Below are 21916 nucleotides of genomic sequence, written 5' to 3'. Positions count from 1 at the left end.
CCATGGTGTTCCTTGCTCCGTCTAGGTAGAGGTAATACTTAGATACTGTAAATTAAATGCCTCTGATGCAATTTATGATGCAATTTATATGAGCAATTTTTTATATCAGTGAAATTTCGTGTAGTTCTAGTAGTCTTCACTGAAACTTCACCAAATCTTTACTGAAACTTCACAAAGTCTTTAGTCAATCTTTAAGGAATCACCAAAGCCTGATGGGAGCACTTTAATTTAAAAGCTAATCCAACTTTGTTTCACGCCACTTTGGCTGCAATTTACAGAATATCATTGAAAAATATTAGCATAGTTTTGGATATATGGTTAAGTTTTTAGATAAAAAAATTATAACTCTAACTATTCATCATAATTACTAGTTTTTTTTATGTAGCTTTATCAACTAAAAGCTAGGTATTTTTAAACAAAAAAAACATTTTTTTTAAATCAAAATCAACTATTAGTAATCTATAGCATAGTGTGAAACGCCGCCATTATAAATACTCTTTAGGGTAGTTAACCTTTTTCCTGCAAATTTATCGTATCGTTCGAGTTATACTACCAAGTAGCATTATTGAATTTGAAATTAATCCTATAACGAATAAAATTTAAATTAATCTAAAAAAATATATGATCAATTTTTTAGATTAATTTAAATTTTAACTCCTATACTCCATGGGATAATATCCAGAATTAATGGACACAAAAAATCACTTATTTAACCCAATAAAATAATTAAAAAATATTAAAACTATACAATTAAGTAATTCGATATAGTCTAGTATAAGGTGTACATTAAAATCCCATAACTATTAAGTTTTCAAAACAATTGCTAGTAAGTAGATAATGTGATCTGACCAGATAAAGTGATACCATATAATATAGCTCCTAGGTTCTACCACACTAATGCATCTACTCTGATGCTCAAGAGTCATTGTCTAACCGGGAGGGTAATCTATGACTTCTCAAGAAACCGGAGCTTCGAGCTATGCAAGGTCTGCTTTAGCAGAGGGTGTCTATGGGGAGGTGAAACTGGTGAAACTAAGGTACTCTCAAAGAGATGATTTTTCGGAGGCAAAACCTACGAGGAAAAGGAAAAGGGCTTGGGGTAAGACGAATACCTTTTCCCTTTGTCCATCAGGCGAGTGTGTCATTCCCTCAAAGCATGCAACTCGCTCTAGCCCAACGGCACTAGGGTGTTCTGGCATAAAGTTCCCTGTATTGATCTTCACCTAACCCAAGGAATTACTAAGGCATCTACAGTTCAAGGGGATAACCGAATCAGTGAATTTACCTATGGGCTTTTGTGTTGAGGTAGAGTGTCCTGCAGGAAATGGCTATTCTTAGGTAGATTCACTGAAAACTTTGCTAAGTTGGCTAAGGTAGCCATCCTGACATGGCTAACCCTAGTATCTACCTGTGAAGACATCGGTTCTAACTGTAATTGAGAGTAGGACACTATGTTAACCAAGCTGTTAGGAAAAGTTATGCTCGTTGGTCTGCTCACTTCCTTAGTGAGCTGTAGTCAACCAGCAGAACAATCAAACCCTAGCTTAGAGCCATCGACAATTTCTGAAGACACTAAGGTTATTGTCTTAGGTGATATTTCAAAAAATCCAGCCAAAAAGATCCGCCGCTTCCAGCCCCTGGCAAATTACCTGGCTGAGAACTTGAGTCAGTTCGATATTAACGCTGGCGAAATAAAAATTGCCTCGGATTTTCCGACCATGATCAATTGGCTCAAAGAAGGGGAGGTACACCTATACTTCGATAGTCTCTACCCAGCCATGAGGATTAATCAAGAGTCTGGTGCTCAACCAATTTTGCGCCGCTGGAAACGGGGTGATGCTGAGTACCACACGATTATCTTTACTATGAAAGACCGAGGGATTAAATCCCTAGCTGACCTCAAGGGTAAGAAGGTCGCGTTTGATGATAGACAATCGACCTCTGGCTATATGTTACCTATGGCTTATCTGATTGAAGCAGGTTTGAAGCCTAATGAAAAGGGATCAGCTAGTGATGTAGTGGCAGCTAATGAGGTGGGGTATATCTTCAGTGATGATGATGAAAATACTATCCAATGGGTGATTAGCTCAAAGGCAGACGCTGGTGCAGTGGATAACCAGACTTTCGCGCAAGTCCCCGAGGATGTCCGGCAAGCCATGACTATCCTGGCTGAGACGGAAAAAGTGCCTCGGCAAGTCGTGATGGTTCCAGCCAATATGGATCCTGAATTGCTGGCTCAGATCAAGAGTATCCTGACTACCATGGATGAGGACCCCAAGGGCAAAGAAGTGCTGACTAAGTTCCAGAAGACTGCTAAGTTTGATGAATTCCCAACTCTACAGGGGTTGGACAGGATGCAACAATTATACAACATTGTTGAGAATCGGTAAATTCCATGGGCAGATTTAGCTGGAGACAATGGCCATTAGCCACTAAACTGACAATGACCATGACTAGCTTGGTCATTGTGGCAGTGGCTAGTGTCACCATGCTATCTCTGCACCGTGAGCAACAAACCTTTCGTAAAGAACTCAAGCAACAGGCTGAACTATTGCTTAAGACTCTGATTTTAGTGACTGCTGATGCGCTCTACCTTGCAGATGCTGATGCTTTGGAGCAGGTCATGGAGCAGCTGGGGGAGCAGGGGTTAGTGGAGGAGGGTTTCATCTACCAAAAAGATGGACGTATTGTAGCCGAAGCCAATCCGGTAGACGGTCAGGTGTATAGTCTCGAGAGTAACTCTGTTGGCCAGGAGCTGCTAAGGAGTAAAGATACAGTTGTTAGGTGGGAAAATAACCAACTTTTTGCTGGTAAGGCAGTGATTCTAGGGAATCAGACAGTGGGAGCGATTAGTGTCGGACTGTCTACAGCTCCCCTGAATAATAAAAGTGCTGCGGTACGCAATCAAGGTCTAGTGGTGGCAGTAACTGCAGCGGCTGCTGGTACCCTGTTGGCACTGCTGCTGAGTCGGTCAATCACTGAACCATTGCAACAGATGACTGCTGCAACCAAGCGTCTGGCGGCTGGGAACTTGAACCAGACGATTACTGTTCACACCAAGGATGAGCTAGCGGAGTTGGCAGATTCCTTCAACAGCATGACTTCCCGGCTGCAAAAACTCGTTGAAAGTTTGGAACAGCGAGCTGAAGCTCTGCGCCAAAGTGAAGAGAAAAATCGAGCCTTACTTAATGCTATCCCAGATTTAATGTTGCACTTTAGCAACGATGGTATATTTCTAGATTATAAAGTGGCAAGGAATCAGAACTCTTTTGGGTCTTTTGATCAAGTCTTGGGTAAAACGGTGTATGATGTATTACCACCAGATATAGCTCAACTTTATATCCGCAATGTTAAGCAAGCTTTGGAAACTGGGGAGATCCAAATCTTTGAACATGAGAGGTTTATTAATGGCCAACGCCGCCATTTTGAAGCAAGGATTGTGGTCAGTGGAGATAACGAAGTGCTGACCATTGTCCGGGATATTACGGAGAACAAGTTGGCTCAGATTGAATTGCAACAGGCAAAAGAAGCGGCTGAAGAAGCCAACCATGCCAAGAGTGCGTTTATGGCTAGTATGAGCCATGAGCTAAGGACACCTCTTAACGGTATTCTGGGCTTAAGTCAGTTGCTGTGGGAAGATGCCGAGGAGTTAGGCTATGACGAGTTCGTCTCTGACTTAAAGGAGATTTGGAACTCTGGTACGCACCTGCTCACACTGATCAGTGATGTTCTAGACATTTCAAAGATTGAAGCGGGCAAGATGAACCTGTACTTAGAAAGCTTTGATGTTACCACCCTGATAGTGGAATTGGAAAGCCTTGCTAAGCCACTGATGCAGAAAAAGAACAATAGTCTAAAGATCAGCAGTGCTGACTCTCTCGGGACAATGGTGGCTGACCGGACTAAGCTCAAGCAGGTTCTGTTAAACTTGCTAAGTAATGCGGCCAAATTCACTGAGACAGGCACGATTACTTTTAGCATTAAGCGTGAAGGAAGTAACCATAGGAATGGCAAGAACGAACTCATCTTGGAGTTATCCCAACCTTATTCGAGATCCTCAAGTCCTTCCTACACCACCATCGATATTCCTACCTCCCCCAATACCTTAGCGAATCTCGAATCTGATCATTGGTTGATCTTCTCAGTAACTGATACTGGCATTGGTATGACTCCAGAACAGCTTAACAAAGTATTTCAACCATTTACCCAGGCAGATAATTCAACCACCAAAAAGTATGGTGGAACGGGTTTAGGTCTTTCCATCAGCCAACGCTTCTGCGAGATGATGGGTTGTAAAATTAGCGTGACAAGCCAGATTGGTGTTGGCTCTACCTTTACCATTCGTTGTCCTGCTGTAGTAAATGACCCCAAAGCAGAAACACCTAAGGGCTAAATGGGTAATGGGTAATGGGTTAAGTGAAGGCAAAAGGTAAAAGGTAAAGTTTTCACATGTGAGCTTTCACATTTCACATGACAGCTTTCTTCTTTAATTCTTCATATTTCATCATTCATGATTTGCCTCAAATGCTGTCAGTGATACTATCAAAGTTAAATGCCTTGACCCGAACTCCTGGAACTACGATATTACCGTAGCGCTGTACTTTGCTTAGGGCATCGACTTCTTTCAACATTTGGGGCAGGCTTTGGTTAAAGCGCAGGTTTTTTATCGGGTAGGCAATCTGACCGTCTTCAATCCAGAATGTGCCATCACGGGTCATCCCTGTGACTTCTAGGGTTTTGGGATTGACATAGCGCACATACCAAGCACGATTTACCAAAATACCTCGCTCTGTCTGGGCAATCAGGTCAGCTAGACTTTGGCTAGAACCGGACATGACAATGGGAAACAATAGTCCGGTTGGATCTTTACCTTTCTGAGCTGCCCAATAGCGGCTATAGTAAAGGATTTGGGGAATACCATCCTTAATCACCTCGGTGTAGCGATTACTCAACCCATCCCGAAAGCAAGTGCCTAATTGGAGTAGGGGATGAGCAGGGTGGCGTTGTACCTGCACTATAGGGCTAAACATTGGCTGACCCAAGCGGTTACCAGTGGGCTTACCGGTTTGATCACTATGGGACATAAAGGAACGTCCTTCATCCGCTGCCCGAGCATCCATATTCCAGATTACCCAAGACAGCAATTCCGCAAAGGCAGCACCATCAAAGATGACTGGGTAGGTGCCTGGATTGACCTGACGGGGGTGACGTGAGGCTAAGGCTCGTTCAATTAGACCTGTTATCGATGACTTCTCTAAAATCGGTAACTGCTTTATGGCAAAGGCGGTGCTATGACTCCAACTTGAACCATCATCTATACGGGCTGTCACGCTACAGTCTGCCTCTGTACCTTGGTCTAAGGCTCGTAACCCTTGGGAGTTCCCCACAACTCGTAAAAAAGCTTGAGTACTAAGCTTACCCGACCCTTCGACTCCTGCCTTAGCAGTTAAGGTACATACTCCCTTGACTATTTCTCCCCGTTCCAAGGGGGAAAGGTTAGCGGTGGCTTGATCGAAGGCTGGGGTGCGTTGCTCATAATCCTGGGATTCGAGTAGGGGTACCCATTCAGGATCTTCTGGGGCAATGCGAGCCAGTTGTTCTGAACGTTGGATAGTTTGGGCTATTGCCTCTGGGTCTAGTTCTGTTGTGGTAGCAGAGGCACAACGCTTACCGAAATAACTGGTAATGGTAAGTTGGCAGCGTTGGCGGCTGATATTCTGGGTAATCTGATTTTCCGAGAAGCGGCTCAGAAATTCGTCACCAAGGCTGAGACTGACGAATACCCCTTCTGCTTGGGATTGGGCAATAACTGAATCAACTAGGGATAGGGCTTGATCTTTGCGATCGCATATCGGAGCAGCAGCTAGGGTCATTTCCTGTGGGGATGGGCTTGATAAGCGGCGAATTATTCTAGTAAAAAAATATTATCCTGTAGTATACCAAAAATGTCTCAGCATATAGGAAAAGGGTGAATGAGAACGATACCGCTGCTAGCTGCTACTATCATCAGCTTTGGTTTGACAAGTTTTGGTCAAGCTCAAGGTAAAGAGATTCCTGAGTATAAAGGAACCAAGCAGTTGATGGAAGGTCCATACTCCAATAACCTGGATGCGGCTTCATACTTTCAAGTTGGGGTGAAACTGTACGGACGTCGGGACTTTCCTGGGGCAGAGCGCGCTTTTCGTAAAGCCCTTGAGTTTGACCCCTATATGGCCATGGGACGTTATTTGTTGGCGAATACGTTTTTGCAGCAGGGTAAGAACCAGCTGGCATTGGAACAATACCAAATTGCTATTGCCCTTGACCCAACCTTGTCACAAGCTTATTACAACTTAGGCATTGCTTTTTACAAGGAAGGGGCACCCGATAGTGCGATCGCTGCTTATCGACAGGCGTTGTCTTTCAATCCTGAATCAGCTGATATTTATTATAACTTAGGGTTAGCCCTGGAATCTCAGGGTAATCAAGAACAGGCGATCGAACACTACCAAGCCACTATTCGCCTAGACCCAGATTATGGCAAAGCCTACTATAACATGGGACTGATTTTAGTCGAGCAAGACCAGATTGGACCAGCAACTACTGCACTCAGACAAGCAGTTCGCACTCAACCTAAATTGGAGAAAGCACACTACCAGTTAGGAGTATTACTGGTGGAGCAAGGGGAAAAGTCAGCGGCAGAGGAATCCTTTAGGGAAGCAGTTAAGGTTGACCCGAACTTGGCTCCGGCTCAGTATCAATTAGCGGTAATTTTGTTTGAGAAAGGGGAGTTGGCGGAAGCGATTACTCGGTTTCGCTTGGTGACGGAACTGGAACCGGAAAATGTCGATGCTTACCGACAGCTAGGGGCAGCACTGACAGCCAATGGTGAGTACGCCGAAGCAGTTACCACACTCAAATTAGCTGTGCAACTGGATCCTTACCACGCCTTGACCCACTACAACCTTGGTGTTGCTCTACAACAGCAAGAACAGTATGAGGACGCCATGGCTGAATATCAGCAAGCTCTTACCCTGTCTCCGGCATTAGCAGAAGGTCATTACAACTTGGGTGTAGTCTTAGAAAAGTCTCAACAGCGAGAGGAAGCTATCTCTTCTTTGGTCAAAGCTAGAGAGTTGTTCGCCTTTGGTGGTAATGAGGAAAAGGTGACAGAGGTTGATGAGTACATCAAGCAGCTAGAACCAGAAGCTTCTTTGGTTGATACTCAAGAAACTCCTGAGGTAGACTCTCCTAAAATTCCACAGATGAAGTCTCCTGACATTCTGGAGGTAGAATCCCAAGAAACTTCTGAGGTAGAGTCCACTGAAACTGAACAGATGGAACCGGAAAAGTCTGAACCAGAAAGAGGGATTCCTACGCTTTAGATGGGTAAGCGGTCAATATCGGCGTTGGAGCCAATGATAACCATAAGCATATCTTTGTACAGCAGTTGATTAGGGTCAGGGTTAATCTCAAATTCAGCATCTCCTTTGATAGCCAGGACAGTCAAGCCATAGCGCTTGCGCAATTCCAGTTCCATAATGGTTTTGCCATCAAATTTTTCTGGCACTCTGACCTCGACAATACTGTGCTTAGAGTCTAGGTCAAACCATTCGAAAATGGATGGTTTGGTGAGGGAGCGTGCTAAAGCACAACCTGCGTCATTCTCAGGAAAAACTACATGATCGGCTCCTACCCGTTTTAACAGCTTGCCATGAACTTCTGAGGAAGCTTTGGCAATGACGTAAGAAACTCCTGCTTCTTTTAAGTTGAGGGTGGTGATAATGCTTTCTTGTAAATAGTTACCGATCGCAATAATTACTGTATCAAATTCTAAAATTCCGGCTTCTTTCAAGGCTAAGGGTTCTTTTGAATCGAGCTGCACAGCATGGGAAGCTATTTTCTCTGTTAAGACTTGGGACACTAGTTTTTCATCAATATCAGTACCCAGAACCTCATAGCCAAGTTGGTATAGTGTGGAACAGACGGCTCGACCAAAACGCCCTAATCCAATAACGGCAAACTGTTTATTCTCTTTGGGTAGGTTACGCAAGAATGTTAAAAATGATAGATTCACTTCGGCCTCCTTTGATAACTGCTATAGTATTTTTTTCCTTGTTACCTGTTAATTTTTAAGTGTTAATTGCCATTGGTAATTTGCCATTACCAAGCCAGCATACCTTTTCCATTGGATTATCCCACAAGTAAGTTTTCTTCTGGATAGTGAACTGAACTGGGACGGGGTTCTCCTAGTAGGGATGCCATGAGCAACAAAACTCCAACCCGGCCAATGTACATTGTTCCAATTAAAACTAGCTTTGCCCAGGTAGAAACGTCTGGGGTAATCCCTGTGGACAGACCGACAGTAGCAAAGGCTGAGACAACTTCAAATAAAATCTCAATAAAATCCATATTTGGCTCAGCTAGGGAAATTAAAAGTGTTGAGAGAATTACTGTAGTGACTGATCCGACTAAGACTCCAATGGCTTTTAGAATTATCTCAATTGGCACCTGGCGCTTATATAGATAAACCTCTTCTTTGCCTTGTAAAATTGCTTTGGTAGAACTAACTAAAATTCTTACTGTTGTAGTCTTGATGCCACCACCTGTTCCCCCGGGACTGGCTCCAAAAAACATCATTGCAATGGTAAGAAATAACCCGGCTGTGGTCATTTTACCAATATCAATGCTATTAAATCCTGCGGTTCTGGTGGTAACTGACTGAAACCAGGCTTGGAGAAATTTGTCTGATAATGTTGAAGATCCTAAAGTGTTATAATTATTAAATTCGATCACTAAAAATGCGATTGATCCCACTATTAACAAAAAGATAGTGGTGCTAGTGACTACTTTAAAATTCAGGGAAAATTCCAGAGACTGACGTCGTCGGAGAATGCGATCGCGCAACCAAAGATAAAACTCAAAAATTACCTGTTGACCAATGCCACCGCAGATAATTAGAGTTGTGATCACTAGATTGAGGAGAAGAGATGACTGATAACTTGTTAAACTGTCTGGAAACAGACTAAATCCAGCATTATTCCAAGCACTGATGCTATGAAAAATGGCTAACCAGAGTCCCTGGTATAATCCATAATCGGGAACAAACACTAGTAAAAGTAGAAAAATGCCTGTGATTTCAAAAATTATTGCTGTGGCAATGATGGAACGAATTAATGCTGCACTGTCTTGTAAACCTTGTCGATCTAAAGCTTGTTGAATGGCGATTTTCTGCTTCAATTTGAACTTGCGCCCCAGTAGTAAAATGAGAAATGTGGTGGTGGTCATATAGCCCAAACCGCCAATTTGAAAGAGGCCAAGCACAATCAACTGTCCCCAAAAGGAAAAATAGGAGCCAGTATCGACAACCACTAGACCAGTAACACAAACAGCAGAGGTTGAGGTGAATAGTGCCACCATGGGGTTAGTCCATGTGCCATCACTAGCAGCAAATGGCATCATTAGCAAAAGAGTTCCGATGGCAATTACGGAAAGGAATCCAAGGCAAATGGTTCGGGGAATAGTCATGTCTCATTTGTTATTTGTCTTTGTCCTTTGTCTTTGTCATTGTTCATTTGTGATTTACCATCTGTCAAGACCCTTTTTCCTTAGTAGCGGATCACGGTGTGCCCCCGTTCAATTGGGTATGGTCTATGGAAGTGAGAACCGCTATAGTTGGTGATACGGAACGATGCTACTGGACATGATATGACATTAAGTCTTGAAAAATTGAGTCTTGAAAAACAGATTCAGGAATTTTATGATGCCTCTTCTGGCTTGTGGGAAGCAGTTTGGGGTGAACATATGCACCATGGCTATTATGGCTGGGCGGGTACTGAGAAGAAAAACCGACATCAGGCACAAATTGACTTGATTGACGAATTGCTCTGTTGGGCTGAAGTGGAGCAAGCTAGTACTATCCTGGATGTCGGTTGTGGGATTGGTGGGAGTTCACTTTATCTAGCGCAACAGTTTGAAGCAAATGTTACTGGCATTACCTTAAGTCCAGTTCAAGCATCACGAGGAACTCAACGAGCACAAGAGGCTGGGTTGGCGACACGGGTTCAGTTTCAGGTTGCTAATGCTTTGGATATGCCTTTTGCTGATGAAACCTTTGATTTTGTCTGGTCGATGGAGAGTGGAGAACATATGCCGGACAAGCAACAGTTTCTTCAGGAATGTTATCGGGTGCTTAAACCTGGGGGAAGGTTTTTAATGGCAACTTGGTGTCATCGTCCGATAACTTTGGCAACGGGACAATTGACAACAGATGAACAGCAGCATTTGGCTGAGATTTATCGGGTTTATTGTTTGCCTTATGTAATTTCTTTGCAGGAGTATGAGGAAATTGCTGGCAATTTGAATTTCCAAACTATTCGGACGGCGGATTGGTCAGATGCGGTTGAACCGTTTTGGGATATTGTGATTGATTCTGCTTTTGAGCCAAAAGCGATTTTAGGGTTGCTTAAAAGTAATTTGAAAATTGTGGAAGCGGCACTGTCGATGGGGTTGATGAGTCGAGGGTATCGCCGGGGCTTGATTCGTTATGGGTTGTTGTCTGGGACTAAGTGAAGGGAGCAGGCCAAAGTTGTAGACCATATGAACTATAGCAATCCGATCGCTTTTAGCGGAAGCTGAGGCCTTTGGCCACGCTACGCGAACGCTTCATCGCGTAGCGTGGCCTTTAGGCCAATCTGATTGGTGAAATATAGTGGCCGAAGCGTTCGCGATCGGGATAGCCTCGGCTGCCCCGAATCGCTATAACCCTTACCCAGCAATAATTTCAGATTTTACTGATGGAAAAAATAATTTAGTAGGATTGCTATAGATACTATGACCGCAAGCTCAAAGACATGAGGGGGCTTTAGTTTTAGTCCAAATTCTCTGCATAAGTGACATGCTCCTATAGCTAAGTGCATTTTGTAGCTTTAAATTTTAATTAGGAGTAGGTCATGAAGCACTTTACCAAAAATCCCCGATACCCGAAAGCCCCGTCTCTGAGCGAGCGGGGATGAAGGGTCGCAGCGGTCTTTAGCCGCCGTGAAAAAGATTTGATTTTGATTTAAAAGATTATGCTGATTATGTTAGAGTAATGATATAACAGAAGAGGTCGAGTTCTGGTGATCATAATAGAGTTTAAGGCATACGGTAAACCCCTTCAATATCAAGCAATAGACGAAGCGATTCGGACGGTTAAGTTTATCCGTAATAGCTGTATTCGTTTATGGATGGATAATAAAGGAACAGGCAAATACGACCTTAGCAAGTACTCAAAAATACTGGCTAAAGAATTCCCTTTTGCTAATGAACTAAACTCTACTGCTCGACAAGCTGCGGCTGAAAGGGCATGGTCATCAATTTCTCGTTTCTTTGAGAACTGCAAAAAAAAAGTACCTGGGAAGAAAGGCTATCCCCGTTTCCAGAAGCACTGTAGATCGGTTGAGTATAAACAATCAGGATGGAAGCTTTCTCCTGATAAAAAGTCAATCACCTTCAGTGATAAGAAGGGAATCGGAAAGCTGAAGCTCAAAGGTACTTGGGACTTGTGGCGCTTCGACAAGAAGCAAATTAAGCGAGTCCGTATTGTCAAGAGGGCGGATGGTTACTACGTTCAATTTTGCGTCTCTGTCGATGTAAAAGAACAATTAGACCCCGCCGATGCCACTATAGGATTAGATGTAGGACTAAAAGATTTCTACACCGATTCTAGAGGAAGTACAGAACCAAATCCTCGTTTTTATAGGTCTGGGGAAAAACGATTAAAGTTTTATCAACGCCGGGTTTCCCGGAAAAAGAAAGGCTCATATAACCGTAGGAAAGCCGTTAACAGATTAGGTAGAAGCACACTTAAAATAAGTAGAGCAGGTGAAGAACATGCCAAGAGACTGGCACGTTGCGTAGTCCGGTCTAACGACCTGGTCGCTTACGAAGATTTAAGGATTAAAACTTGGTTAAAAACCACTGTCTAGCTAAATCTATTAACGATGCAGGTTGGTATCAATTTAGAAAATGGTTAGAGCATTTTGGTGAGAAGTTTGGTAGAGTCACCGTTGCGGTAAATCCTGCCTATACAAGCCAGAATTGCTCCGAGTGCGGCAAGGTAGTTAAAAAGTCACTATCTACTAGGACTCACGTCTGTAAATGTGGGTGTGAATTGGACAGAGACCACAACGCCGCAATAAACATACTAAAAAGAGCCTTGGGTACGGTGGGGCACACCGGAACCTGGATCATAGATCCGAACTCTTGTGGAGAATCGACCTCTACTCTTCCTGACTCCGGTTTGGTTGAGCAAGTTGGCTCTATGAACCAAGAATCCCCGCGTCTTTAGACCGGGGAGTGTCAAGATAGTGATGGAGTTTTTGGGCGATCGCCAAAGATTCCTGAAGGAGGTTGACCAAGGGATTAGGATTGATATCAAGATTATTTCTTTATTAATTGCCAGCTCGGCCTTTTTTGGGATTTATGGTGGAATTATCGGCTCGTTTAGTAACCCCCTCCAGATTATCTCTTCAGCTATCAAACTTCCGGCGCTATACCTCTTAACGTTGTTAATTTGTTTGCCGACTTTATATTTTTATGAGATTAGCTCAGGCTCTAAACGTAATTTTGGGCAGTACCTAGCTTTGCTTTTGGCGGCGACATCTGTGATTAGTGTGATGCTATTTGGCTTTGCTCCTATCACTCTCTTTTTCCGTCTATCGATTGATGATTATACATTTTTTCAGCTCTTAAATATAGTAATATTTTGCATCACTGGGTTAATTGGTGTCAATGTGTTTTACCAATGTATGCAATTTATCACTGAGCAAAAAGCTGAAGAAAACACATATCGCACTAAGATTCTTAAAGCTTGGTTAGTGCTCTATGGATTTGTTGGGAGTCAATTGGGATGGACTCTCAGACCATTCTTCGGATCTCCTGGAGAACCTTTTGCCCTATTTCGCGAGCTAGAGAGTAATTTTTATATGCATGTGTTGCAGTTAATTGGTAAAATGATCGGCTGGGTTTAAGGCTTGCTATTGATTTGCTGTTTTGACGCCACACTTGTGGCAGCTATAGCGCTGCCCGCAGCGCTATTTATTACAGCAGTTTTCAAGTCGGTCAGGTACAAATTTATGGCTTTTAGGGAGCAGGGAGCAGGGAATAGGGAGCAGGGAATAGGGAATAGGGAATAGGGAATAGGGAACAGGGAAAAATTCTGTGTATCTCAGGTGCGACTCGTGGCGAATTTAATAATTAGATGCGGAAAGCGCACCTCATAGTTATGAAAAACGCTGTATATCGATAACGGATGGGATTGTTTGGGTGAGATGCTGTTAATAATACTTGATTTATTCGCAGTGTGGTTTTAACTATTGGTGGATGATTGGGATTGGTACAAGATATCATAAAATGGTTAACAGGAGCGAGATGATATGTCATCAAATTTAGGCAATTTACAGATTACGTCAGAGGATATCAGAAACCTGGTAGATCTTAATTTTGCTAAGCTTGTGGCTATTGATTTTTGTCGGGGGTTTATCTTTAAGAAGCCAAAGCATATGTTATCGGTTCTGTTAACTGAGATATTTATATTGGGTCTGAGTTTAATTTTCTTTTTGCCTCCAATCCTGATTTTTATGAAAAATTCAGGCAATTTGCCTGAAGACCAGGCTGGGATAACTGGGCTATTTACTATACTGGTGGGATTGTTTGTGTCAGGGATAGTGATTGGTAATGTATATCTTTATAAACAAGGGAAGCGAATTAAGTCTTTGGTTAGGTTAATGGATCAGGTTGATAACTATAATGGTGTGATTAAAGCGATTGAGTTAGCTGAACGAATAGAGGCGATTGAGGGTTCAGGTACTGAGTTTAAACACTCTGAAAGCCGTAGAAAAGTTATTGAATCTCTAGCTATTACTAAACAAAGTTTAGTGAATGCTTTACAAGTGGAAAATTTAATCAGAAGTCATAATAATTTAATTGACAGTCGCCAGGTATTTTTGAGCAATCTTGATGATAATTTAGCTACTTTGATGGCTTTTGATATGAGTGAGGATACTGGTGAGTATGGTCGCTTACTTAATCAGTCTCTTCAGATTGGTATGAGTGTACAGAAGGAGGTAATAAATTTACAAGGTAAGCTTAGACCTAATGGTGATTAGATAACCATTTCTCTTTGATGCGTTGGATTTGTGCTTGAAACGGGGCTGCTTTTTCGGGATTGACCATGGCGATGAAGTTGGCATAGCCTTGAATAGCTGCCATTACATTACTGGAGTTTCCCCAGTGTTTGCTGTCTGGACCGTCTTTTTCGATTTGATAGAGAGTAGCACGGAAGCGTTTTAATTGTTTTCTGGAAATATTGAGATGGTCGTTGACTACAATTCCTGTTACTTCTTGTTGCTGGGATTTCCTTAGGATTCGGGTCTTTTGTTGATTGATAGTAAACCCTTCGTGAGCTACTACGGAGCTGGTGCGTTTTAGGAGTTTACCGATAAAGCGGAGGCTATCACCGGAGCCGGAGAAGGTGAGATCATCGGCATAGCGGGTGTAAGTAAAGCCTAAGTCTGTGGCTAGGGTGGTTAGTCGGTGGTCTAAACGACGGCACAATATGTTGGTAATGGCTGGTGAAGCGGGGGAGCCTTGGGGCAGGTGGCGATCGCTTGTGGCTACGTAGTAGGTTTTGCTATCTAGTTCGACTTCTTCAATGTCCGCTTCTGTACATAGTAATCCAAATACTGTTGCTGCTGCTTCTGAATAACCGAATGACCGGAAAAGTCCTTTGACTCGTGGGTAGGAAATGGATGGGAAGAAATTTTTTAGGTCAATGTTGATAATCACATCAGCACCAACATGAGGCTGGGCGTTGGTTACTATGGAGCGATCGCGTCGAAAGCCGTGAGCTGCATTGTCTAGTTCTAATTTTTCTAGTATGTTGCTGAGAATCCAGTGTTGTGCTTGTTTTAGTTTTGGTTTGGGTGCGGAAATTAATCGCTCTCCACCGGTTTTTTTGGGAATCTTGAAACGAATGTAGTGAGATATGGTGGCGGTTTTGCGATTAAATGCGAGAAACCTTAGCTGTCCTAGGGTAATCCCCATGGCTTGAGCAATGTCTTGGGCTGTGCTAAGCAGCGGTAATTTATAGGTTTGTAATCGAATGCGATCGCTTTCGGTATGGTTTAGACCTGGGGATACTTGCTCACCGAGATATAGTATTTCCTGTTGCTGGCGTATAGTCCACGCTTGGGCACGTTCGAGCCGTTGTTGTTCCCGTCTTTGTTTCGTTTCCTGACGCTTAAGCCTAGACTGGGCTAACCGTTCTTTTAACAACCGCTTACGGACTGCTTGTTCATTTTGTAGTTTCTGACTTTCTTGGCGCAGTTGGGCTAGTTCTCGCTGGAGTTCTCCCCGCCGTCGAATTTCATCCGCTGGATCTTCTGGCATCTCACCTTCTGCTGGCCAAAATCCGTAGCGAATCATTTCTTCGAGGACGAATTCTTCTTTTCCAATTTGGCGGATGCGATCGTAGAGTTCCTGACGGGTACGGGGTTGGTCTGACATGGGAACTATTTTGTAGTTTTTAAGGTTGGTTAAAGGTTGTTTGTTATAGCGCTATGCCCAGGGAATAGGGAACAGCGTATCACCGGAACAGGTAACAAAGAAGAGGCAACAGGCAACAGATAAAAAATCCTGTGTACCTTATTAGGCTAGAAAGCGCTATACATTTTTTAGCATCATCTTGATAAAGTCGCTGATGAGGGAAACTCCCTTTGGTGGCACCGGTACAGGCAGTTATGGGTGAGTCTAAGCTTCGTATTTTCAATTTTAGCTGCTTGCACAATACTATTCCAAGGCGATACACAGAGCGGTAAGGGTCAGCCCTTTGTATACATCACAGGACAGTCAGTTTTGACTAATGTTGCCAGATTTTCAGTCGCTCTCTGTAAACTTTTGTCAGTCAACCACGAGCAGCTCTTTCACATAATAAAGTCGCAAACCGCTAAACAAGATATCATAGTTTTAACCAACTGCATAACGGGTAAATTGGCGCTTAAAAGCGGAATGAAAACCTAAAACGATATCAGAAGTGGGCACACCCATTTCCACTAACCTCTCAGCAACCGAGTCTTCAGTCCCGTTATATTGAATCCAGATTTTGCCATCAATAATATCAAAGTGCATCACAGGACCAAATACCCGCTTATCTCCTTGCCAACCCACATAAGCCAATTGATAATGGTCGTGTTCCCTATCAAATATTAGCTCGGCTTTGACCGTATCCCTATCAGTAGGGGTTGCTATTTGGGAGTGTTCAGTTAAAATAAGCTTTACAAATTGCCGATATTGCTCTACTTTATCCATTGCTTAATCTCCTCCAATTTCGGATCGTAAATCATCAACTTGATTTGGTAACGTCTCAGAGCGCGTTGGATGAAAGAAAGCTTAAAAAAATCTTGATAAGTTTCATAAGGAATAGCTAAATAAACAATTCGCTCTGGTTCAAGTTCTTCAAGAGCCTGACAATAGTTAAGATATTCCCCTAACGCCGTATGAAATGTGCTGATATCTGAGTCGCCAATAAAGCTTTTAATTTCTACAGCAATTTTTTCGGAATCTCGTTCAGCTGCGATTGCGATTTCTGCCGCTAAATCAATTTGTAATTTGACTGCCTCGCCAATCCGAATCGTGAGAGGATCATGAGTGATATTCCATCCGTCTTTGATCAAAGCATTTTTAACCTGTTGATGGAAAACGTCTTTTGCCATTTTGGATGTTTTGATCCTCATTTTCATTTATTTAATTCTATCATCTACGGCATTGTCATTAGCTGTTCCTCATTTAAATTGGATATTATTCAGTATCTTGATGTAAAGCGCGAGTGGTTTTGGGCTGGTTGATTGACCGAAAATCTGCCAAAGCCAATGGCAGTAAACTTATGCATCGAGTTCGTTTAACCTCTAATTACGACCCTGACCCAGCCATGACCTGCCGCAAACAACATCAGGTGCGACCCGTGGCGAATTTAATTCTTAATGCGGAAAGCGGACCTAAGTTTTTGTAGTCAACCTTAGCATGCATGCCCGCCCTGCTTACTAAGGGTGGTTAGGGGGGATTCCTCTTGCCTTCCCGGTAGCGCTATATGCGTCTTGACAACCTGGGATGGCGAGCGTGGGCATAGGCATAATCATCATAGAACACAGACAAGCAAAGTATACAGAGCACAATCAAGATTTTTTTCAGTTGTTTCATACCTCGATTTGCTAGTGTAAAACTTTATTCTTGACCAATGCTAATGTAATCACAAATATTATCACAAGTAGTTTATGATAAAAGAAATTACTCTATTTTAATGTCCATCAGGAAATGATTGACTTTGTCCTACCTGTTGATTGAAATGCTAAGCAGTGGATACATAAACCAATTTATCCTCAAACTTACTTAAAAATTCATTAGTCTGACTCGAAGCTGCTGACTGGAAGCTCCTGAATCGGAGGATAGTTGGTTATGTCGAACTGAGGTGATTTTAAATTCTTAATTTTTAATTGACGAAAAACACTGATGGTCTATAGATAAATCAGCAGCTAAGATCGATGAATTAACATGTCAGATGCCATAGGAGATGACAATGTCTGTACCTACCCGTACTCCTTTACCAATTATCCTAATTCGTGGGTTTGGCGGTCTCAATATTCAAGAGGAACAGCGCTTAACCTATCAGGGCTTTAACCAAGGCACCGTCTATGAACACAAAAAGGGAACAAATGAGATTTATGAAGGATTAATCCTAAGTTTTCTCAAGTCAGACTGGCAATACCAGGATGCCACTAACGTCGTGACCTTTAGTAGTCAGGAGATTGAAGATGAACCAGCCCTGCCTCGGAAACTAAACTCTTTGCAGAAAATGCTCCAGGATGGCAAACCCCTGCCATCATCACTTCAGTGGTTAAAGGATAATGGTATTTTCGATAAATTTAAGCGCCTCAAAGAAGAAACCTATACTCTAAACTATCCAGACAAAACTGAACAAAAAAGATATTTTTCAGGGGATAAAGTAGTCATAAACCCAGAGATGTCAGAATACTTTTTGGAGTCTATCAAAGAGCCTTGGCGCTCCATTTGGGTATTTCGCTACTATGACCTAAAAGAGCGTAAATTTGACACCTATGGTAATGCATTGGTGCGTCTGATCTACTTAATTCGTGAACTAACCGCAAATCAAGCAGGTGTTAAACCTAAGGTTAACATCATCGCCCATTCTATGGGTGGATTAATCGCTCGTGAAGCAGTTCAAGTCACCTATCCCAGCCTTGGTCTTAAGGCCGAAGACTACATCAATAAAATTATCACTTTGGGCACTCCTCACCAAGGCATTACCTTCCAAATTTTAGAAGATTGGCTGGGGTTTGGGGGAGAACTAGGTGCTCAAGAAGAATTAGAGCGCTTTAATCTCAAAAATCAAAGTAAGCTCAACAATCCCTATTCGTTCCAAAATTTTGAGAAACACTTTCCCTTAGAACGACTTTTAACTATTGTTGGCACCAACTATAAATCTTACAATTTCCGGCAAGCCTCCTTTCTCAACCGCGTTTTCTCCCCGAGATATGAGTTTGGTTCTAACTATAACCGTAGTGATGGCTTAGTTAAGCAATTCTCTGCCCAAATTCCTGGGGCACCCCGTACCTTTATCCACAAATCCCACGGTGGTTTCGACTCCGTGATTACTTCCCGGGAAGCATTTGAAGTAGCAACGCGCTTTTTGTTTGGGAATGTGCGATCGCGTTTACGTTTTGTCAAGGGCCAAATCACTCGGGGTAAGGATTGGTTTGGCAAAAGTGAGTTCTTTCTGGGAGTATCCATTAAACCCCGTCTGGTGGATTTTGAACTGTTCCACCAGAGTGAGGCTGCGGAAAACTGCTATGGTCCGTTTATTAAAGAGGATTTGACCGACGAAAACCCAGCATTTACTTGGGCTGATGGCAAAAATCTGATCTGGGAAGGCTACCTAAATACCATATCAATCCTAGAGGATGAGAGCATCCCAGCACAAGAGAAAGACATGGTCTTACGGCTGGACTTTTACGTCGGTGAACGGGATTTGTTAGGTCTTGGTTTCTCTGACAATGTCATATTCCGCAAACAATACTATATTCAGGTTCTGATTGCCAAGACACCCATAGAACTCTACCTCCATACCGATGAAAAATTTGCTCAGCCAGATTTTACCGTCAATCCCGCTGATAAGATGAAAGAAGTGGATGGTGCCTGGGAATTTCAAGTGCAAGACACTGGATTTGAAGGGACTTTCCAGATCGAAATCGATTCTATTCCTGAAGATGGACATCCAGAACCGTTCCTTTCCGGGATAAGATAATGGGTAATGGGTAATGGGTAATGGGTAATTAGTAATGGGTAATGGGTAGTTGGTAATTGCTAGTTTATGATTACCGATTACCCTGACCCAAAAATCGAGCCACTATTTGGTATATTTGGTAAGTGATTAACCGGACTTTTACATAGATTAATACTAGATTAAACCAATGGCTTCATCAAAATCCAAACGCAATGCTTCTGACTCCAAAACCTCTGGCAATCGAATTGCCTACCAGGAATTTGGCACTAGCAATGACGCTGCAGTTGAACGAGGGATTCAGGAACTTCCCCCAAATCAGCAAGATTTGCGGGTACAGGCATCACGGAAAGGACGTAAGGGAAAAACCGTTACAGTAATTAGTGGATTTCAATCATCACCAGAAACCTTAACCAAGTTACTTAAACAGCTCAAAGGCCAATGTGGTAGTGGTGGCACAGTTAAAGATAATACTATTGAAATTCAAGGTAATCATACTGATAAACTAGTGCAAATTATGATTAAACTGGGCTACAAAGCGAAAGTTAGTGGTGGTTAATGGTAAAAGATAAAATAAACCTGGATGTTTAAACAGGGATAAACGGATAAACTAATCTTAGGTTATCCGTTTGAATTACTAATTTTAATGACTAGATTTAAATGACTAGTTTGGTAATCCTTAAAACATCGTGATCGGAACGAAGATAGGGAACTGAGGTACTTCTGAATCCAGTAACAAAGGGTCGATGATACAACTTCCAATAAATGGGACTCAGGTCATGAGCGATCGCTTTTAGGGCTTTGAGTTCTTCTGCTAGTTCCGCTGCCAGTTCATTAATCCGTTCAGCGTGGTCATAAGCTTGTTGTGTGGCTTGTTCTATTTGGTCTTCTACGGTTAGGGGTTGACTGATAGTAAGTGCTGGCTGTAACTGCTGCTGTTTTTGTTGCAACTGGGCTTCTAAGGCTGCGATCGCATTATCGATTCCTAGTATCTCTACCGATCGCTGGGCGTTTTCACTAGCTTGACGACGGTAGGCTTGAGCGATCGCTTCTGGAGACTGGTCTTCTAAGATAATTTCCTGGCGGGTTAGGGTATCACGTTCAGCACGCAGTGCGGCAATGCTCTGGCGAATTGCGTCAATTTCTGAGTGTATTTGCTCCATTTTTGCCTTTAGCTATGAGTTTTATACTCTTTTTATATTCAACAGTCAACAGCCCCATCCACAAGGGGATGGGGCTTGTATATCATATTTGTAAAGAAGAAGGCAAGTGTGGGATCCGGGCGCGGGGAGGTTAGGAAGTGTGGGAAGTGTGGTAAAATTACCACGAATTTATTTCTAATTACAGAAGCGATGCAACAAGCTTTTTGAGTTTTTTAACTTAAACTTTAGTATAAAAAGTACTGAAGACCCGGTTATAGTGCTATCTCTTATTAGAGGACTATAACAAATACTCAAAATTTTCATGAAATCTTATAGTGACTTTCCAGACAACTCTCACCTTCCTGCAGCAAATGCTAAAACTGATAGTATAGATGAACCTTGGACTGGAAGCAACGAGCAATGGTGGAATTGGTATATTTCATTGGCTGACAATAGCCAAGAGCCTATCAACCGAGAAAGATTAATTCCCCGACCAGAACAAGTTGCTCAGAAAGTTCCCTCCATTGAGGAACTGCAAAAAGAGCTGGCCGAACCTTATCCTATTTCAGAGGATCAAATTAAAAAATTTCAAACGGAAAGTTATCTCAGAATCAAAAATATCCTCAGCCCCGGAGCGCTATATCTGTTAAGACAGGAATTGAAACAGGTATTCGTTCAGCATGACAAATGTGATCCAAACCGACAATTCAGCAGCAGGGAAATGATGTGGCTCGAAAGTGATATTGCTAAGGAGTTTGTACTGAGTCAACGGTTGGGTCAGTTGGCAGCACAGCTATTACAAGTATCGAGCGTTCGGATCTATCACGATGACTTTTTGTGCAAAGAGCCGGGAGGCGGTCGCACCCCTTGGCATTATGATGGTCATCATTACCCAATTGCTAGCAATAATGTTGGCACTATGTGGATTCCTTTACAGCCAACTCCAAAGGAAATGGGACCACTAGAATTAGCCAAAGGAATGGATACCTATAAGCTAGTTAAGGAAATACCCTTCGATAAATTTTCTCAAGGTCATGATCGCGCTATCGCAGAAATGCTTCAAGCTCGCGGTATTATCATTGATTCCGAACCGTTCGAACTTGGAGAAATCACTTTTCAGCATAGTTTAAATGTCCATGGAGGGGGCGCTAACCGTACTACCGAACAGCGGATAGCCTTTGGGATCAGTTATTTTGAAAATGGAGCTAGTGTTATTAACTTTCCAACGCTTATTTCTGGGGATTGGCAGAAGTTCATGCCTGGTGTCCAGCCTTCGGAACCTATTTCTAGTCCCTATAATCCGATTGTTTACGATACTTGAATTGAGTTCAGTTTAAGACCTGACGGGGCGCTGGTCGCCCCGTCAGCTGAAGACTTTATTTATCTAGTGATAGATCGGACAAACTGGAGTCATATAAATTTTATCATGATCAGTATCGTTTGGGATAAAAGCGATGCA

At 42.6% G+C, this 21916-nt stretch carries 18 protein-coding genes and 1 pseudogene; 12 read left to right on the top strand and 7 right to left on the bottom strand.

What is annotated here, in order from left to right:
• Positions 1-948 precede the first annotated feature (948 nt).
• The 3 genes from BJP34_RS39055 (at position 949) to BJP34_RS36300 (ending at position 4393) form a co-directional block, all read left to right on the top strand.
• Positions 949-1227 (top strand): hypothetical protein, encoded by a 279-nt coding sequence (locus BJP34_RS39055; RefSeq protein ID WP_149030857.1) that lies wholly within the window; start codon positions 949-951, stop codon positions 1225-1227.
• A 224-nt stretch (positions 1228-1451) separates the two neighbouring features.
• Positions 1452-2390, top strand: a complete 939-nt coding sequence (locus BJP34_RS07935; protein WP_070391877.1) for a phosphate/phosphite/phosphonate ABC transporter substrate-binding protein — start codon at positions 1452-1454, stop codon at positions 2388-2390.
• Between the two features lie 53 nt (positions 2391-2443).
• Entirely contained in the window at positions 2444-4393 is a 1950-nt protein-coding gene (locus tag BJP34_RS36300; protein ID WP_083305565.1) for an ATP-binding protein, read from the top strand.
• Positions 4394-4520: 127 nt separating this feature from the next.
• Here the strand turns inward: BJP34_RS36300 and BJP34_RS07925 are convergent, their stop codons facing one another.
• Entirely contained in the window at positions 4521-5873 is a 1353-nt protein-coding gene (locus BJP34_RS07925) for a TldD/PmbA family protein (RefSeq protein ID WP_070391876.1), read from the bottom strand.
• 99 nt (positions 5874-5972) lie between these two features.
• Here BJP34_RS07925 and BJP34_RS07920 point away from each other — a divergent pair, with 99 nt between their 5' ends.
• Complete coding sequence (locus BJP34_RS07920) at positions 5973-7364, top strand: tetratricopeptide repeat protein (RefSeq protein WP_070391875.1); 1392 nt, start codon at positions 5973-5975, stop codon at positions 7362-7364.
• On the opposite strand, the gene BJP34_RS07915 is transcribed toward BJP34_RS07920, so the two are convergent.
• Entirely contained in the window at positions 7361-8056 is a 696-nt protein-coding gene (locus tag BJP34_RS07915) for a potassium channel family protein (protein WP_070391874.1), read from the bottom strand. The two genes, BJP34_RS07920 and BJP34_RS07915, sit on opposite strands and share 4 nt — an antisense overlap.
• A 116-nt stretch (positions 8057-8172) precedes the next feature.
• A complete protein-coding gene (locus BJP34_RS07910) occupies positions 8173-9507 on the bottom strand; it encodes a TrkH family potassium uptake protein (RefSeq protein WP_070391873.1) in 1335 nt (444 codons plus the stop codon).
• Positions 9508-9687: 180 nt separating this feature from the next.
• Here BJP34_RS07910 and BJP34_RS07905 point away from each other — a divergent pair, with 180 nt between their 5' ends.
• The 4 genes and pseudogenes from BJP34_RS07905 (at position 9688) to BJP34_RS07890 (ending at position 14129) form a co-directional block, all read left to right on the top strand.
• Entirely contained in the window at positions 9688-10551 is an 864-nt protein-coding gene (locus BJP34_RS07905; protein WP_070391872.1) for a methyltransferase domain-containing protein, read from the top strand.
• A gap of 548 nt (positions 10552-11099) precedes the next feature.
• A pseudogene (locus tag BJP34_RS39050) lies at positions 11100-12310 on the top strand (RNA-guided endonuclease InsQ/TnpB family protein).
• A 22-nt stretch (positions 12311-12332) separates the two neighbouring features.
• Positions 12333-12992, top strand: a complete 660-nt coding sequence (locus BJP34_RS07895; RefSeq protein WP_070391871.1) for an actin-binding WH2 domain-containing protein — start codon at positions 12333-12335, stop codon at positions 12990-12992.
• A gap of 405 nt (positions 12993-13397) precedes the next feature.
• Positions 13398-14129, top strand: coding sequence for a hypothetical protein (locus BJP34_RS07890; protein ID WP_070391870.1), 732 nt, complete (start codon positions 13398-13400; stop codon positions 14127-14129).
• Here BJP34_RS07890 and BJP34_RS07885 read toward each other — a convergent pair.
• From BJP34_RS07885 to BJP34_RS07875, 3 genes are all read right to left on the bottom strand, one after another.
• Complete coding sequence (locus BJP34_RS07885; protein WP_070391869.1) at positions 14116-15528, bottom strand: reverse transcriptase family protein; 1413 nt, start codon at positions 15526-15528, stop codon at positions 14116-14118. The two genes, BJP34_RS07890 and BJP34_RS07885, sit on opposite strands and share 14 nt — an antisense overlap.
• 459 nt (positions 15529-15987) lie before the next feature.
• The gene (locus BJP34_RS07880; protein WP_070391868.1) at positions 15988-16329 is read right to left on the bottom strand and encodes a XisI protein; all 342 of its coding nucleotides are present in this window, start codon (positions 16327-16329) and stop codon (positions 15988-15990) included.
• A complete protein-coding gene (locus tag BJP34_RS07875; RefSeq protein ID WP_070396546.1) occupies positions 16317-16733 on the bottom strand; it encodes a XisH family protein in 417 nt (138 codons plus the stop codon). Before BJP34_RS07875 ends, BJP34_RS07880 begins: the two co-directional genes overlap by 13 nt.
• A gap of 119 nt (positions 16734-16852) precedes the next feature.
• Here BJP34_RS07875 and BJP34_RS39045 point away from each other — a divergent pair, with 119 nt between their 5' ends.
• The 3 genes from BJP34_RS39045 to BJP34_RS07865 all read left to right on the top strand — a co-directional run bounded on the left by BJP34_RS39045 (position 16853) and on the right by BJP34_RS07865 (position 19874).
• A complete protein-coding gene (locus BJP34_RS39045) occupies positions 16853-17029 on the top strand; it encodes a hypothetical protein (RefSeq protein WP_158517082.1) in 177 nt (58 codons plus the stop codon).
• A 564-nt stretch (positions 17030-17593) separates the two neighbouring features.
• A complete protein-coding gene (locus BJP34_RS07870; protein ID WP_070391867.1) occupies positions 17594-19339 on the top strand; it encodes an esterase/lipase family protein in 1746 nt (581 codons plus the stop codon).
• Positions 19340-19505: 166 nt separating this feature from the next.
• Positions 19506-19874, top strand: a complete 369-nt coding sequence (locus BJP34_RS07865; protein WP_070391866.1) for a translation initiation factor — start codon at positions 19506-19508, stop codon at positions 19872-19874.
• A gap of 97 nt (positions 19875-19971) precedes the next feature.
• Here BJP34_RS07865 and BJP34_RS07860 read toward each other — a convergent pair whose 3' ends face one another.
• Positions 19972-20478, bottom strand: a complete 507-nt coding sequence (locus tag BJP34_RS07860) for a hypothetical protein (RefSeq protein ID WP_070391865.1) — start codon at positions 20476-20478, stop codon at positions 19972-19974.
• Positions 20479-20779: 301 nt separating this feature from the next.
• Between BJP34_RS07860 and BJP34_RS07855 the strand changes: the two genes are divergently transcribed.
• Positions 20780-21778: a phytanoyl-CoA dioxygenase family protein gene (locus BJP34_RS07855; protein ID WP_083305048.1), complete on the top strand. Its 999-nt coding sequence runs from the start codon at positions 20780-20782 to the stop codon at positions 21776-21778.
• Positions 21779-21916: the final 138 nt, after the last annotated feature.

This window comes from Moorena producens PAL-8-15-08-1 (assembly GCF_001767235.1).
Classification (GTDB): domain Bacteria; phylum Cyanobacteriota; class Cyanobacteriia; order Cyanobacteriales; family Coleofasciculaceae; genus Moorena; species Moorena producens_A.
Note: the sequence above shows the minus strand (reverse complement) of the source record. Positions and strands in the feature narration are given on the sequence as shown.